This window comes from Streptococcus alactolyticus, assembly GCF_042649785.1.
Lineage (GTDB): Bacteria > Bacillota > Bacilli > Lactobacillales > Streptococcaceae > Streptococcus > Streptococcus alactolyticus.
Genome location: NZ_JBHRZX010000002.1, coordinates 1 through 15,982 on the forward strand (window position 1 = coordinate 1; position 15,982 = coordinate 15,982).

Below are 15,982 nucleotides of genomic sequence, written 5' to 3' on the forward strand. Positions count from 1 at the left end.
GACTTTTTGTATATACTCAAAAAGGCTCCATAATTTCCATGGTGGATTTACCCACTACAGAAATTATAGAGCCAAAGATTGCAGATGCAATCTTTTTGGTATTATTTGTCGAATTCAGCTTTGCTTTTGGTATCGGCATATTCTTCAGCGACTTCTTTTGAGAGAATAGCGTCGTAGCTTGGTAGTTGAATATCGGCTCCGTATTTATTTTTTAGGGCGGTAGTAACAAGTCGATAGGCTAGGTTGGCATTGCGTGATAAGATAGGGCCGTGGAAATAACTGCCATACACATTTTTGTAATGAACACCTTCTGTGCCATCTTCGTTATTATTCCCATTTCCGTAAACGCAAGTGCCTAGCGGTTTTTCGTCGTCTGATAAGAAGGTACGTCCTTGATGATTTTCAAAACCGTAATAGGTTTCTTTGAATTCATCATTGTAAATTTTGATATCTCCGATGAAACGGTTGTTGTCTTGGTTGAGGGTGTAGTGTCCCATGACGCCAATGCCGTTGATTTTTTCGCCATTGGCTTGCACATAATATTGTCCAAGAAGTTGGAAGCCGCCGCAAATAGCTAGGATAACTTTGTCTTGGTTGATGAAGTTGGCGATAGCTTCTTTTTTACTTGGTAGGTCTTTGGCAACAATAGATTGTTCGTAATCTTGACCACCACCAAAAAAGGCCATGTCATAGTAATCAGCGTCAAAATCGTCGCCCAAAGACACAATATCAAAGGTCATTTTGGCACCGAGTTTCTCACCAACGTATTTCATCATGAGAATATTACCATTGTCACCGTAAGTATTCATAAGATTGCCGTAAAGATGGGCAACATTTAGCTCGTAAGTGTAATCTTTGGTGTCAGGTGATTGGAGTGAAGTGTAAGTCATCTTAGTTCATCTCCTTTCCAACAGCATGACGATTGGCTAAAATCTCGCGGAATTGCAGCATAGCCGTGTAAGTAGCGAGAATATAAGCGTGCTCGGTTGGTTGTGATTCAATCAATGTCATAATATCTTCTAAACTTTCAGCTTCGGTGATTTTGGTGTCATCGTAGCCTGTCACGCGAAGGCGGCGGGCAATTTCAGAATGACGAACCCCACCAGCAAATAGTTGAGGAATGTCCATGTCTAAAATAGCCTCAAAATTAGCATCCCAAATCCAGCTGGTGTCAATACCATCTGCATAGTTAGCGTTGAGCAAGACTGACAAAGTGAAAGGATAAGGTGCTAATTTAATCATATCCAGTGCTTGACTAGCACCAACAGGGTTTTTAATCAGAACCAAGGTACATGATTTGTCACCGATTTTGAAGGTTTCTTGACGGCCAAAGACGGCACGACTCTTGTCAAAACCAGCTTTGATTTGCTCAGGAGCAACACCGAAAAATTCAGCAACTGATACTGCCGCGAGGGCATTGTAAATGTTATAAAGACCTCCTACGTTAATCTTGTAGGATTGGTTATCAATGACAAATTCTGAAGTGGTATTGGTAATCTTTGTCAATTCAGTCAAGGCATAGTCCAATTTTGGACGATGGAAACCACAATGTTCACACACATAATCTCCTAAGTTGGCATAGGTGTTGAGTTTGTATTTCAAAATGTGTTGGCAATGTGGGCAAAGAATACCTTCGGTATTGTAGTGAGCCAGTTTTGGAGCGTGTTTTTCCGTATCAAAGCCATAATATTTGACAGGATTAACCACCTTAGTGGAATGGAACAGAGGGCTATCTCCATTGGCTAGAATCGTCGCTTTTGGTACCTTGGCTGCCCCGTCCAAAATCATTTGGTAGGTGGTGTAAATCTCACCGTAGCGGTCCATTTGGTCACGGAAAATATTAGTGAACACAAAAAGGTTTGGTGTGATGTATTTTGTGATTTTTGGCAAACTAGCTTCGTCAATTTCAAGCACCGCAATTTTCTTGCCTGATTTGGCTCTTTTTGCTGTCAGGAAAGTTGACGTAATACCTGTAATCATATTGGCACCGCTTGGATTGGTGACAATTTCGCCAAAGGCTTCTTTCAAAATACCGACTGTCAGAGCAGTTGTCAGGGTTTTACCATTTGTCCCTGTCACCACAACAATTTCATAGTCTTTAGCAATGGTATCTAGAATATCTTTATCGAATGTGAGGGCGATTTTTCCTGGCAAGGTCGAGCCACGTCCCATTTTAGACAAAACAAAATGAGCAGACTTCCCAGCCGTTAGTCCCATAAGTGTGTTTAATTTCATAAGGTTATTGTACCATAAAAAGATATATTATAATAAAGAAAATCTTTTGAAAACGTGGTATAATGTAGTGGAAACTTTAGTGAGTTAGATGAAAGAGATGCTTGTATGAAAAATTTAACCCTTATTGATGCTAAATTTTGGGCAACCTTATTTGAAAATCCATGGGAGATTGTTGTTCATCTTTTAGACATTTTAATTGTGGCTTATTTTATTTACCGATTAATACGAGCCTTAGCGGGGACGAAAATCATGTCCCTCATACAAGGGGTCGTGTTATTTATTTTATTAAAATTTGTCGCTGAGTGGATTGGTTTTACAACGATTACCTATCTGATGAATCAAGTCATTACCTACGGTGTCATTGCAGGGGTTGTGATTTTTGCCCCAGAAATTCGGACAGGGCTGGAGAAATTTGGACGAACCACACAGGTTTTCATGCAAACCCAGCAAGCCAGTGACGAGGAAAAATTGGTTAAAGCCTTGCTAAAATCAGTGGCCTACATGAGCCCGCGTAAAATTGGTGCCTTGATTGCGATAGAGCGGACACAGACCTTGCAAGAATACATTTCGACAGGGATTCCCTTGAACGCGGATATTTCCAATCAATTGCTAATTAACATTTTTATTCCCAACACGCCTCTTCATGACGGTGCTGTAATTATCAGAGGTAATAAAATTGCGACGGCTTGTTCTTATTTGCCTTTGTCAGAATCTATGGCCATTTCAAAGGAATTTGGAACGCGTCACCGTGCGGCCATTGGTCTGTCAGAAAACTCAGATGCCTTGACCATAGTGGTTTCAGAAGAAACAGGTGGTATTTCTATCACATCCAAAGGAGAATTCTTGCATGATTTGAGCAAGGAAGAATTTGAGGCGATTCTGAGAGAACAATTGATTACAGAGCAAAAAACCGAGGAACCTTGGTACCATAAAATTTGGAGGAGGGGATAAATGAGGCGATTTTTCAATAGTCAAGTTTGGTTGGTTGTTGTATCAATAATATTTGCGATTTTGCTGTTTTTGACAGCAACGTCTAGTAATTACAACAGGACTGGTTCGCAGGTGTCTGGAGCAACCGAAACCTACACCCACACCTTAACCAATGTTCCTATTGATATTAAGTATGACAGTGATAAATACTTTATCAGCGGTTATTCTTATGAAACAGAAGTGTACTTGACGTCTATCAATCGAGTGAAATTAGATTCGGAAATCAATAGCGATACGAGAAGCTTCAAGGTCGTGGCTAATTTGACAAAATATGGAGAAGGAACCCAAACCGTTCCTTTGAAAGTCACTAATTTACCGACAGGGGTAACAGCAACGGCTTCACCCAGCCATATTTCAGTAACCATTGGAAAGAAAAAAACAAAAACATTTGCCGTTAAAGGAGAAGTGGACAGCAACCAAATCGCATCAGGTTACGAATTGAAGAAAGTGTCAACAGACCTTTCAGAAGTAGAAGTGACCAGCGATGAGAACATCATCAATCAAATTGACCATGTGGTAGCTAAATTGCCAGAATCTGAGGTCTTAGATAGTGATTATAGTGGTCGCGTTGCCTTGCAAGCTGTGGCAGCAGATGGAACTATCTTAGCCAGTGCCATCAATCCTTCAAAGGCAAAATTGGATGTCGCGGTTAAAAAATTAACCAAGTCAGTGCCATTAACGGTGCGGACAACGGGTGAGATGAACAGCAGTTTATCTGACATTGTTTATAAACCAAGCCAAACGCAAGTGACAATTTCAGGAAGTCAAGAGGCCTTGAATGCGGTAAATGAAGTCGTAGCGACGGTAGATATTTCTAATATCACCAAGGATACCAATGTTAGTGTCAATCTATCGGCGGATGATGTGACCGTTATCCCGTCTGTTGTGACTATTCAGTTGACAGTGACTAAAAAATAATAGATAATAGCAAAGATATAGCGATGGGTAATGCCTTGTTACCCATTCTTGGAAATGAATGAAGTAAAATGGAGGAGCGAATTTTCGCTAAAGAATAATGGGAAAATATTTTGGAACAGATGGCGTTCGTGGAGAAGCAAATGTTGAGTTAACACCGGAATTAGCCTTTAAACTTGGGCGTTTTGGTGGTTACGTTTTAAGTCAACACGAAACAGAGCGTCCTAGAGTGTTTGTAGCACGCGATACGCGTATTTCTGGGGAAATGTTAGAATCAGCTTTGATTGCTGGCTTACTTTCTGTGGGGATTGAGGTTTACAAATTAGGCGTTTTGGCAACTCCTGGGGTTTCTTATCTTGTTCGTACTGAAAAAGCTAGCGCAGGTGTTATGATTTCAGCTAGTCACAACCCAGCTTTGGACAATGGCATCAAATTCTTCGGTGGCGATGGATTTAAATTAGCCGATGACCAAGAAGAAGAAATTGAAGCTTTGTTGGATGCGGCAGAAGACACGCTTCCACGCCCATCTGCAGAAGGTTTGGGGACTTTGGTTGATTACCCTGAAGGACTTCGCAAATACGAAAAATTCCTCGTTTCAACAGGTACTAGTCTTGAAGGCATGAAGGTTGCCTTGGATACAGCTAACGGTGCAGCTTCTGTGTCTGCTCGAGATGTTTTCTTAGATTTGGATGCTGACATTACGGTTATTGGTGAAAATCCAGACGGTCTTAACATCAATGCTGGTGTTGGTTCAACCCATCCAGAACAATTGCAAGAATTGGTTAAAACATCAGGTGCTGCCGTTGGTTTGGCCTTTGACGGTGACAGTGACCGCCTTATTGCTGTTGATGAAAACGGTGATATCGTTGACGGTGACAAGATTATGTATATCATCGGAAAATACCTATCAGAACAAGGTAAACTAGCGCATAATACAATTGTTACGACCGTTATGTCAAATCTTGGTTTCCACAAAGCACTTGACCGTGAAGGTATTCACAAGGCCATTACAGCCGTAGGTGACCGCTATGTTGTAGAAGAAATGAAAAAATCAGGCTACAACTTAGGTGGTGAACAATCTGGTCACGTTATCATCATGGACTACAACACTACTGGTGACGGTCAATTGACAGCTATTCAATTGACAAAAGTCATTAAGAAAACAGGTAAAAAACTCTCTGAATTGGCTGCAGAAGTGACGATCTACCCTCAAAAATTGGTTAATATTCGTGTGGAAAACAGCATGAAGAGCAAGGCAATGGAAGTGCCTGCTATCGCTGGTATTATCAGCCAAATGGAAGAAAAAATGGACGGCAACGGTCGTATCTTGGTTCGTCCAAGTGGAACAGAACCGCTCTTACGTATCATGGCTGAAGCGCCCACGGATGAGGAAGTTGACTTCTATGTTGATACCATCGCAGCCGTTGTGAGAGATGAAATCGGATTAGACTAAATATCAAGCATAGAGAAGTGAGGCATTTTGATACCTTGCTTCTTTTTTTCTTTGGAAAATTGGTTAAGTTTTTTTAAAAATGTTATAATAACGTCATGCTAAAAAAAACAACATCAGCTTATGTTCATATTCCTTTTTGTACTCAGATTTGTTATTATTGTGATTTTTCAAAAGTGTTTATCAAAAATCAGCCTGTCGATGCGTATTTGCAGGCTCTTATTCGTGAATTTGAGCGTTACGATATTAAACAACTGCGTACCTTGTATATCGGTGGTGGGACGCCTACTGCCATCACTGCTCAGCAATTGGATTATTTGCTGACAAATCTTACTAAAAATTTGGATTTAAGTGTCTTGGAAGAATTCACCATTGAAGCCAATCCAGGTGATTTGACTGAGGACAAAATTGAGGTACTCAAACAATCAGCTGTCAATCGTGTGTCTTTGGGGGTGCAGACCTTTAACGACAAGCAATTGAAACAAATAGGTCGCAGCCACAATGAAGCTCAGATTTATGACACCATTGCCAGTTTAAAAGAAGCTGGATTTGATAACATTTCGATTGACTTGATTTATGCCTTGCCAGGTCAGACCATGTCTGATGTTAAGGAAAATGTTGCCAAGGCTTTAGCGCTAGATATTCCCCACCTCAGTTTGTACAGTTTGATATTGGAACACCACACGGTTTTCATGAATAAAATGCGCCGTGGTAAACTTAATCTGCCTCAAGAAGACCTTGAGGCGGAGATGTTTGACTACATCATTACAGAACTTGAGAAAAATGGCTTTGAGCATTATGAAATTTCCAATTTTACCAAGCCTGGTTTTGAAAGTCGACATAATCTCATGTATTGGGACAATGCGGAATATTATGGTGTTGGTGCTGGGGCGTCTGGTTATATTGCTGGGGTGCGTTACCGTAACCAGGGGCCTATTCAACATTATTTGAAGGCTGTTTCAGAAGGTAATGCAAGATTGTCAGAAGAAGTTCTGACCAAAGAGGAAATGATGGAAGAAGAGCTGTTTCTAGGTTTACGTAAGAAATCAGGCGTTTCCATTGCCAAATTTGAAGAACGTTTTGGGATTTCCTTTGAGGAGCGTTATGGTCAAGTGGTTGCTGAATTGCGTCAACAAGGTCTTTTGGTGCCAGATGACGAGATGATTCGCATGACGAAAAAAGGTCTTTTCTTAGGCGATACTGTCGCAGAAAAATTTATCATATAGTAGGTAGTATTATGGGTTGTCATTATCAAGAAAAATATACGGTTCCTTTTTATGAAAGTGATATCAATTTCAACATGAAATTGCCAGAACTATTGTCCTTGGTCTTACAAGTGTCTGGTAAGCAATCGATGGCATTAGGCATCAGTGATGAGTTTATTTATGAAAAGTATCAGTTAGTTTGGATTGTGACGGACTATGCGATTGAAATTGAGCGTTTGCCCAAATACGCAGAAACCATCACCGTTGAAACCGTGCCAACGTCTTACAACAAACTCTTTTGTTACCGTGATTTTTACGTTTACGATGCCACAGGGGCAAAAATCATCACTATTCATTCGACCTTTGTTTTGATGGATTATGAAACCCGCAAGGTGCATTTTGTGATTGATGATTTGGTAGCTCCTTATCAAGCTGAAAAAATCAAGAAAATTTACCGCGGTCCTAAGTACGAGGATCTGGAAAATCCAGAAGAAACCTTGTATCATGTGCGTTTCTTTGACCTTGATTTGAACGGTCATGTCAATAACAGCAAGTATTTGGCGTGGATGTATGAGGGATTGGATTTTGAATTTTTGCAACACCACGTTCCTCGCAATATCCACCTCAAATACGTTAAAGAAATTCACTATGGTCATGATATCATTTCGCGCGTGGAACAAAAGGATTTGTCGACTAAACACGAAATTGTGACCCAAGGAACTGTTCATGCCCAAGCTTGCATCGAATGGCGAAGCATCGAAGAAAGCAGATTGTAAACTTTAACAATACAGATAAAAAAGGAGAATAATGTGACTTATAAAGGATACCTGATTGACTTAGACGGAACGATTTACAAGGGAAAGGAACGTATTCCTGCAGGGGAACGGTTTATTCAACGCCTGCAAGAAAGACATATTCCTTATGTTTTGGTGACCAATAATACCACACGCACACCTGAAGCGGTGCAAGAAATGTTAGCCAAGCAATTTAACGTTCAAACGCCGCTTGAAACCATTTATACAGCGACCATGGCAACGGTTGATTACATGAATGACATGAAGCGTGGCAAAACAGCGTACGTCATTGGTGAAACGGGCTTAAAAACAGCCATTGCAGAAGCTGGCTACGTTGAAGATACTGAAAATCCTGCCTATGTTGTGGTTGGGTTGGACACACAATTAACCTATGAAATGCTGGCAGTAGCCACCCTAGCCATCCAAAAAGGTGCCTTATTTATTGGGACCAACCCTGATTTAAATATCCCAACAGAGCGTGGCTTGATGCCAGGTGCGGGGTCTATTAGCAAATTCTTGGAAATTGCAACACGCGTCAAACCGATTTTCATTGGCAAACCAAATGCCATTATCATGAACAAAGCCCTAGACGTTTTAAATGTGAAGCGCGACCAAGCCATTATGGTGGGTGATAACTATTTGACAGACATCATGGCAGGTATCAAAAATGATATTGCAACTCTATTGGTGACAACTGGCTTTACCAAACCAGAAGAAGTGCCAACCTTGCCAATTCAACCTGACCACGTTCTCTCAAGCTTAGATGAATGGACTTTCGATGAAAAATAAGATTTGGACCTTTGCCACATGGCTTTGGCTTTTATCTTTGGCTATTTTAATCACGATTTACGGTGCTTGGTTGCTTTACCCATTTGAGGTTGATTGGTTGCATCTCACCTTGCAAGTGACCTTTCCCAAAGCAGATTTGCTTGATAACTTTAACGTGTTGATGACCTATCTCACCTCGCCTTTTTCACACACCTTGTCTATGCCTGATTTTCCTTCTTCTGCGGCAGGGCTCAAGCATTTTCAAGATGTGAAACACCTCTTTCACTTAACACAAGCGCTCTTTGTCGTGCTACTTTACCTATCTTGGTGTTTTTTGAAAAATGGCATCGTTAATAAAACCCTTTTTCTCCACCAAAGAGCATTTGTTTGGGCAGCCTTTTTACCAGTGTTAATTGCAGTAGCAGGCGTCTTAATTGGTTTTGAACAATTTTTTACGCTATTTCACGAAGTGCTTTTTCCTGGTGATTCTACTTGGCTCTTTAACCCAGCCACAGACCCTATTATTTGGGTCTTACCAGAAACCTTTTTTTTGCATTGCTTTATTCTTTTCTTTGTGGCCTATGAAGTATTAATGCTTGGTTTGTTATTGATTTCCCGCCGTCAATTTACACAAAGGCTAAAGGCTAGAAAGGAGGACTAATAATGTCTCTTGCCTGGTATTACTGGTTTTTATTTGCCTGTTCTTGGCTCTTTGCCATCACCTTTTGGGTCAAATCTACCAATATTCCCCAAAAGTGGCTAAAAGCCCTCTTTGTTATCTGTGGCGTAATCGCCTTTTGTCTCCCCTTTTTCTGGGGCTGGCTCGTGAGTTAATGATGAAAAAATTAGAAAACAAGCGTATGAAAACGCTTGTTTTTTGAAATAAAGAAAAGTAAAATAGAAGTATAATTTTTTATTCTCAATTAGAAAATAAAAAAAGCACCCGAATCGGGTGACATACTTGGATACGGACTAGCCTTATTTTAACTCACTGTGTTGTTTCGAATAGTTCCAACAATTCTATTTTATTATTTTAAGGTTAAAATTGCAAGTATTTTAATTAAAAAAGGAGAAAATGATGAAATCTTATTCAATTGGGCTTGATATCGGTACAAATAGTGTCGGGTGGGCTGTTATCACAGATGATTATAAAGTTCCAGCTAAAAAGATGAAGGTTTTTGGAAATACTGATAAAAAGTATATCAAGAAAAACTTATTAGGTGCATTGTTATTTGACAGTGGCGAAACAGCTGAAGCGACTCGTTTGAAACGTACAGCTCGACGTCGTTATACGCGTCGTAAAAATCGTTTGCGTTACCTACAAGAAATTTTTGCGGAAGAAATGACTAAAGTTGATGATAGTTTCTTTCAACGTTTAGATGAGTCGTTTTTGAAAGATGATGATAAAAATTTTGATGCACATCCAATCTTTGGCAATAAAGCAGAAGAAGATGTCTATCATCAGAAATTCCCTACAATTTACCATTTAAGAAAATATCTTGCAGATTCCACTGAAAAAGCAGATTTACGCTTGGTTTATCTAGCTTTAGCGCACATGATTAAATTCCGTGGACATTTCTTAATTGAGGGTGAATTGAGCGCTGAAAATACAGATGTTCAAAAACTATTCACTGATTTCGTAGGAGTGTATGATAGAATATTTGATGATAGTCATTTATCAGAAATTACGGTTGATGCTGCAAGTATTTTGACAGAAAAAATTAGCAAATCACGTCGTTTAGAGAATCTTATTAAATACTACACAACAGAAAAGAAAAATACTTTATTTGGAAATCTTATTGCTTTGGCTTTAGGATTACAGCCTAATTTTAAAATGAATTTCAAATTATCTGAAGATGCTAAGTTACAATTTTCTAAAGATTCCTATGAAGAGGATTTAGAAGAGTTACTTGGGAAAATTGGAGACGATTATGCAGATTTATTTACTTCAGCTAAAAATCTTTATAATGCAATCTTACTTTCAGGTATCTTAACTGTTGATGATAATTCAACTAAAGCTCCGTTATCTGCTTCGATGCTTAAACGTTATGTTGAACATCATGAAGACTTAGAAAAGCTAAAAGAATTCATTAAGGCAAATAAATCTGAGTTGTATCACGATATTTTTAAAGATAAAAACAAAAATGGTTATGCGGGCTATATTGAAAATGGTGTTAAACAGGATGAATTCTATAAATATTTAAAAAATACTCTTTCAAAAATTGATGGAAGTGAATATTTCCTAGATAAAATTGAACGTGAAGATTTTTTAAGAAAACAAAGAACATTTGATAATGGTTCGATTCCGCACCAAATTCATTTACAGGAAATGCATGCAATCTTACGTCGTCAAGGTGATTATTATTCATTTTTAAAAGAGAACCAAGATAGAATTGAAAAAATCTTGACTTTTAGAATCCCTTACTATGTCGGTCCGTTAGCACGAAAAGATAGTCGATTTGCATGGGCAGAATATCATTTAGATGAGAAGATTACACCGTGGAATTTCGATAAGGTAATTGATAAAGAAAAATCAGCTGAAAAATTCATTACGCGCATGACTTCAAATGATTTGTATTTACCAGAGGAGAAAGTTTTACCAAAACACAGTCATGTATATGAAACATATGCGGTTTATAATGAATTAACCAAAATTAAGTATGTTAATGAGCAAGGAAAAGAATCTTTCTTTGATTCAAATATGAAGCAAGAAATCTTTGACCATGTCTTTAAAGAAAATCGCAAAGTTACCAAAGAAAAAGTTTTAAATTATCTTAATAAAGAATTTCCTGAATATCGTATTAAAGATTTAATTGGACTTGATAAGGAAAATAAATCATTTAATGCTAGTCTTGGCACTTATCATGATTTGAAAAAAATTCTAGATAAATCCTTCTTAGATGATAAAGTAAACGAAGAAATAATTGAAGATATTATCAAGACGTTGACTTTGTTTGAAGATAGAGAAATGATTCAGCAGCGCCTTCAAAAATATAGTGATATCTTTTCGCCACAACAATTGAAGAAATTTGAACGCCGTCATTATACTGGCTGGGGTCGTTTGTCATATAAATTAATTAACGGTATTCGTAATAAAGAAAATAATAAGACTATTCTTGATTATCTGATTGATGATGGTTCTGCTAATCGTAACTTTATGCAGTTAATTAACGACGATACATTACCATTTAAACAAATCATCCAAAAATCACAAGTTGTTGGTGATATCGATGATATTAAAGCTGTTGTTCATGATTTACCTGGAAGCCCTGCTATCAAAAAAGGTATTCTACAAAGTGTCAAAATCGTTGATGAGCTAGTTAAAGTGATGGGACATAATCCTGATAATATTGTTATTGAGATGGCGCGTGAAAATCAAACAACTAATAGAGGAAGAAGCCAATCCCAACAACGTTTGAAAAAACTTCAGAACTCATTAAAAGAGTTAGGAAGTAATATTCTTAATGTGGAAAAACCGTCATATATTGAAGATAAAGTTGAAAATAATCATCTTCAAAATGATAAACTCTTCCTTTACTACATTCAAAATGGTAAAGATATGTATACTGGTGATGAGTTAGATATTGACCATCTAAGCGATTATGATATTGACCACATTATTCCTCAAGCCTTTATTAAGGATGACTCTATTGATAATAGAGTACTAACAAGTTCAGCTAAAAATCGAGGTAAATCAGATGATGTACCAAGTCTTGATATTGTTCGTGCTAGAAAGGCAGAATGGATTCGATTGTATAAATCAAGACTAATCTCTAAACGTAAATTTGATAATTTAACGAAAGCCGAACGTGGTGGATTGACTGAAGCAGATAAGGCTGGATTTATTAAACGTCAATTGGTTGAAACACGTCAAATCACAAAACATGTGGCACAGATTTTAGATGCTCGTTTTAATACAGAACGTGATGAAAATGACAAAGTGATTCGTGATGTGAAAGTCATCACTTTGAAATCAAATCTGGTTTCACAATTCCGAAAAGATTTTAAATTTTATAAAGTTCGCGAAATTAATGATTATCATCATGCTCATGATGCTTATCTTAATGCAGTTGTTGGAACAGCATTATTGAAAAAATATCCTAAATTAGCTTCTGAATTTGTTTATGGTGAGTACAAGAAATATGATATTCGTAAATTTATCACTAATTCAAGCGATAAAGCAACAGCGAAATATTTCTTCTATTCAAATTTAATGAATTTCTTTAAAACTAAGGTTAAATATGCGGATGGTACTGTCTTTGAGCGACCTATTATCGAGACAAATGCTGACGGTGAAATTGCTTGGAATAAGCAAATTGACTTTGAAAAAGTTCGAAAAGTTTTATCCTACCCACAAGTCAATATTGTTAAAAAGGTTGAAACTCAGACGGGAGGATTCTCAAAAGAATCAATTTTACCTAAAGGTGACTCTGATAAATTAATTCCACGAAAGACAAAAAAAGTTTATTGGGATACTAAAAAATATGGTGGTTTTGATAGTCCAACAGTAGCTTATTCTGTTTTTGTTGTAGCTGACGTCGAAAAAGGTAAAGCTAAGAAATTGAAAACTGTAAAAGAGCTAGTTGGTATTTCTATCATGGAACGTTCTTTCTTTGAAGAAAATCCAGTTGAATTCTTAGAAAATAAAGGATATCACAATATTCGAGAAGATAAATTAATAAAACTTCCAAAATATAGTCTTTTTGAATTTGAAGGTGGAAGAAGACGCTTGTTAGCTAGTGCTTCAGAACTTCAAAAAGGGAATGAAATGGTGCTTCCAGGATATTTAGTAGAATTGCTTTATCATGCTCATCGAGCTGATAATTTTAATAGCACTGAATATTTAAAATATGTTAGTGAGCATAAAAAAGAATTTGAAAAAGTTTTATCTTGTGTGGAAGACTTTGCTAACTTATATGTTGATGTTGAAAAAAATTTAAGTAAAATTAGAGCAGTTGCAGATAGTATGGATAACTTCTCAATTGAGGAAATTTCAAATTCATTTATTAATTTATTAACACTGACTGCATTAGGTGCGCCGGCTGATTTCAATTTCCTTGGTGAAAAAATTCCACGTAAACGCTATACCTCAACAAAAGAATGTCTGAATGCCACCCTTATCCACCAATCTATCACTGGTCTTTATGAAACACGTATTGATTTGAGTAAATTAGGAGAAGAGTAATGGGATGGCGTACGGTTATTGTTAATGAGCATTCTAAATTGTCGTATAAGAATAATCATTTGATTTTTAAAGATGCTTATCATACTGAAATGATTCATCTGGAAGAGATTGATATTCTGTTGCTTGAAACGACGAATATTGTATTGACGACGATGTTGATTGAACGCTTAGTCGAGAGAAATATTTTAATTATTTTTTGTGATGAAAAACGTTTGCCAACTGCAATGCTGACGCCTTACTATGGACGCCATGATTCTAGTTTACAGCTGACAAAACAAATTGCTTGGGACGATGATGTCAAATGTGATGTTTGGACAACGATTATTGCCCAGAAAATATTAAACCAAAGCATGTATCTTGGTAAATGTTCTTTCTTTGAAAAATCCCAATCTATTATGGAGTTATATCACGGCTTAGAGCCTTTTGATCCCAGTAATCGTGAGGGACATTCTGCAAGAATTTATTTTAATACCTTGTTTGGAAATGATTTCTCGCGTGATCAGGATAATGATATTAATGCTGGGTTAGACTATGGGTATACTTTGTTGTTGAGTATGTTTGCGCGTGAATTAGTTGTTTGTGGTTGTATGACGCAATTCGGCTTAAAACATGCTAACCAATTCAACCAGTTTAATCTGGCTAGTGATATCATGGAGTCATTCCGTCCAATTGTTGATAGAATTGTGTATGAAAATCGTAACGCTTCCTTTGTTAAGATTAAACGCGAATTGTTTACGATGTTTGATGAAACCTATTCTTATAACCATAAAGAAATGTTCCTAAACAATATCGTTAGTGATTATACGAAGAAAGTGGTTAAAGCTCTAAATCATGGTGGGAAAGGAGTTCCTGAATTTAGGATATGAGTTATCGATATATGCGAATGATTTTAATGTTTGATATGCCAACCGAAACAGCAGAAGAACGAAAAGCCTATCGTCAATTTCGAAAATTTTTATTGAGTGAAGGCTTTATCATGCACCAATTTTCAGTTTATAGCAAATTGTTATTAAATAATTCTGCCAATAAAGCGATGATTGATAGACTTCAAGCCAATAATCCTAAAAAAGGAAGCATCACACTTTTGACAGTGACTGAAAAACAGTTTGCTCGTATGATTTATTTGAATGGTGAGCAAAATACCAGCATTGCCAATTCTGATAGACGTCTTGTATTTCTTGGAGAGGATTATAGTGATCAAGATTAATTTTCCACTATTAGATACACCGCTACCACTTGAAAACGCGACAATTCTGGCTATTGAAGATGTTACTGTTTATGCTAATATCGTTAAACAATGTTATAGCTATTCTGAAGCGAGTGATTTAAAGTTTTTCACAGAGAAAATGGTTTCTTTAAAGATGACAGAAATCCTGCTGATTACTGATATTTTAGGTTTTGAAATCAACTCTCCTGCTGTTTTGAAGCTGATATACGCTGATTTGGAGGGGCAATTGAATGATAAACCAGAAATTAAGACTCAGATTGAAAATCTGGCAGCTAAGATTACAGAACTAATATCCTATGAATGCTTAGAAAATGAGTTGGATCTGGAATGCGATGACATTACGATTTTAGAACTCATCAAAGATCTTGGTATTAAAATTGAAACACGAAGTGACACCATCTTTAAAAAATGTTTTGAAATTCTTCAAATTTATCAATATCTTAGCAAAAAGAAATTGTTAGTTTTGGTTAATAGCGGTGCTTATTTGTCGAAAGGTGAAGTAGAGAAGTTGTTAGAGTATATTGAACTGAGTAACCAAACAGTGCTCTTTTTAGAACCACGAAAACTTTATGATTTCCCACAATACATTTTAGATAATGACTATGTTTTACTGGAAGATAAGGGAGAGTCATAAGAATAACAAGGTACCTGGGAAGGTATCTTGTTTTTTTTGAACGTAATATAAGTTTAGATGAAAGCATTGTTATATGGACTACTCTTATGATATAATGAGAATGACTAAAATTCGATTTTATGAATGGGATCGTTCGGAGCTGAAGTTTTGCTGTGAACGAATGGCGCGATTACGAAATCTTGTGAGAAAAAGTGGTCCACGAGGTTTTAGAGCTGTGTTGTTTCGAATGGTTCCAAAACAAAAGAGAAAGCTGTTCTCAGCACTTTCAAGTTTTAGAGCTGTGTTGTTTCGAATGGTTCCAAAACTCATATTAATTGATGAGGCTCACCATAGTAGTTTTAGAGCTGTGTTGTTTCGAATGGTTCCAAAACCGGAAAATATCATTTAGTTAAGAAATTTTAGTTTTAGAGCTGTGTTGTTTCGAATGGTTCCAAAACCGAACGTTATAAGTTTTATCGTTCGCAGGTTGTTTTAGAGCTGTGTTGTTTCGAATGGTTCCAAAACTCAATTCATTCATGGATAAGATGATCGAATGTTTTAGAGCTGTGTTGTTTCGAATGGTTCCAAAACTCTGCTGT

Annotated in this window: 13 protein-coding genes and 1 CRISPR repeat array; of the genes, 11 read left to right on the forward strand and 2 right to left on the reverse strand. The window is 37.2% G+C overall.

Going from position 1 to position 15,982, the window contains the following annotated elements:
• Positions 1-101: 101 nt before the first annotated feature.
• On the reverse strand, positions 102-890 hold the full coding sequence (gatD, locus tag ACFORE_RS00315) for a lipid II isoglutaminyl synthase subunit GatD (RefSeq protein WP_154455380.1): 789 nt from the start codon (positions 888-890) through the stop codon (positions 102-104).
• A gap of 1 nt (position 891) precedes the next feature.
• Positions 892-2,235 (reverse strand): lipid II isoglutaminyl synthase subunit MurT, encoded by a 1,344-nt coding sequence (gene murT / locus ACFORE_RS00320; RefSeq protein ID WP_380434872.1) that lies wholly within the window; start codon positions 2,233-2,235, stop codon positions 892-894.
• 105 nt (positions 2,236-2,340) lie between these two features.
• Here murT and cdaA point away from each other — a divergent pair, with 105 nt between their 5' ends.
• From cdaA to csn2, 11 genes are all read left to right on the forward strand, one after another.
• The gene (gene cdaA, locus ACFORE_RS00325) at positions 2,341-3,186 is read left to right on the forward strand and encodes a diadenylate cyclase CdaA (protein WP_380434873.1); all 846 of its coding nucleotides are present in this window, start codon (positions 2,341-2,343) and stop codon (positions 3,184-3,186) included.
• Complete coding sequence (locus ACFORE_RS00330; protein WP_380434874.1) at positions 3,187-4,143, forward strand: CdaR family protein; 957 nt, start codon at positions 3,187-3,189, stop codon at positions 4,141-4,143. It begins immediately after the preceding gene.
• 97 nt (positions 4,144-4,240) lie between these two features.
• Positions 4,241-5,593, forward strand: a complete 1,353-nt coding sequence (gene glmM / locus ACFORE_RS00335; RefSeq protein ID WP_168260569.1) for a phosphoglucosamine mutase — start codon at positions 4,241-4,243, stop codon at positions 5,591-5,593.
• A 95-nt stretch (positions 5,594-5,688) separates the two neighbouring features.
• Positions 5,689-6,816, forward strand: coding sequence for a radical SAM family heme chaperone HemW (gene hemW, locus ACFORE_RS00340; protein ID WP_154455375.1), 1,128 nt, complete (start codon positions 5,689-5,691; stop codon positions 6,814-6,816).
• A gap of 11 nt (positions 6,817-6,827) precedes the next feature.
• Positions 6,828-7,571: an acyl-ACP thioesterase domain-containing protein gene (locus ACFORE_RS00345; protein ID WP_380434876.1), complete on the forward strand. Its 744-nt coding sequence runs from the start codon at positions 6,828-6,830 to the stop codon at positions 7,569-7,571.
• A 33-nt stretch (positions 7,572-7,604) separates the two neighbouring features.
• Positions 7,605-8,378, forward strand: a complete 774-nt coding sequence (locus ACFORE_RS00350) for a TIGR01457 family HAD-type hydrolase (protein ID WP_167829320.1) — start codon at positions 7,605-7,607, stop codon at positions 8,376-8,378.
• A complete protein-coding gene (locus ACFORE_RS00355) occupies positions 8,368-9,018 on the forward strand; it encodes a TIGR01906 family membrane protein (RefSeq protein ID WP_380434877.1) in 651 nt (216 codons plus the stop codon). Before ACFORE_RS00350 ends, ACFORE_RS00355 begins: the two co-directional genes overlap by 11 nt.
• 414 nt (positions 9,019-9,432) lie before the next feature.
• Positions 9,433-13,542 carry a type II CRISPR RNA-guided endonuclease Cas9 gene (gene cas9, locus ACFORE_RS00360; protein WP_154455371.1) on the forward strand — a complete coding sequence of 1,370 codons (4,110 nt, stop codon included), beginning with the start codon at positions 9,433-9,435 and terminating at the stop codon, positions 13,540-13,542.
• Positions 13,542-14,408 (forward strand): type II CRISPR-associated endonuclease Cas1, encoded by an 867-nt coding sequence (cas1, locus tag ACFORE_RS00365; RefSeq protein ID WP_154455370.1) that lies wholly within the window; start codon positions 13,542-13,544, stop codon positions 14,406-14,408. The genes cas9 and cas1 overlap by 1 nt, the downstream gene beginning before the upstream one ends.
• Positions 14,405-14,749, forward strand: coding sequence for a CRISPR-associated endonuclease Cas2 (cas2, locus tag ACFORE_RS00370; protein WP_154455369.1), 345 nt, complete (start codon positions 14,405-14,407; stop codon positions 14,747-14,749). Before cas1 ends, cas2 begins: the two co-directional genes overlap by 4 nt.
• Positions 14,736-15,404: a type II-A CRISPR-associated protein Csn2 gene (gene csn2, locus ACFORE_RS00375; RefSeq protein WP_235300413.1), complete on the forward strand. Its 669-nt coding sequence runs from the start codon at positions 14,736-14,738 to the stop codon at positions 15,402-15,404. The genes cas2 and csn2 overlap by 14 nt, the downstream gene beginning before the upstream one ends.
• 203 nt (positions 15,405-15,607) lie before the next feature.
• Positions 15,608-15,974: direct repeats of the CRISPR family, unit length 36 nt; unit sequence GTTTTAGAGCTGTGTTGTTTCGAATGGTTCCAAAAC.
• Positions 15,975-15,982 lie beyond the last annotated feature (8 nt).

Excerpts from the sequence above, each read along its gene's own strand:
- cdaA (WP_380434873.1), top strand. The coding sequence starts at position 2,341 with ATGAAAAATTTAACCCTTATTGATGCTAAATTTTGGGCAACCTTATTT.
- cas2 (WP_154455369.1), top strand. The coding sequence starts at position 14,405 with ATGAGTTATCGATATATGCGAATGATTTTAATGTTTGATATGCCAACC.
- ACFORE_RS00345 (WP_380434876.1), top strand. The coding sequence starts at position 6,828 with ATGGGTTGTCATTATCAAGAAAAATATACGGTTCCTTTTTATGAAAGT.
- ACFORE_RS00330 (WP_380434874.1), top strand. The coding sequence starts at position 3,187 with ATGAGGCGATTTTTCAATAGTCAAGTTTGGTTGGTTGTTGTATCAATA.
- glmM (WP_168260569.1), top strand. The coding sequence starts at position 4,241 with ATGGGAAAATATTTTGGAACAGATGGCGTTCGTGGAGAAGCAAATGTT.
- ACFORE_RS00355 (WP_380434877.1), top strand. The coding sequence starts at position 8,368 with ATGAAAAATAAGATTTGGACCTTTGCCACATGGCTTTGGCTTTTATCT.
- murT (WP_380434872.1), bottom strand. The coding sequence starts at position 2,235 with ATGAAATTAAACACACTTATGGGACTAACGGCTGGGAAGTCTGCTCAT.
- hemW (WP_154455375.1), top strand. The coding sequence starts at position 5,689 with ATGCTAAAAAAAACAACATCAGCTTATGTTCATATTCCTTTTTGTACT.
- cas1 (WP_154455370.1), top strand. The coding sequence starts at position 13,542 with ATGGGATGGCGTACGGTTATTGTTAATGAGCATTCTAAATTGTCGTAT.
- gatD (WP_154455380.1), bottom strand. The coding sequence starts at position 890 with ATGACTTACACTTCACTCCAATCACCTGACACCAAAGATTACACTTAC.
- cas9 (WP_154455371.1), top strand. The coding sequence starts at position 9,433 with ATGATGAAATCTTATTCAATTGGGCTTGATATCGGTACAAATAGTGTC.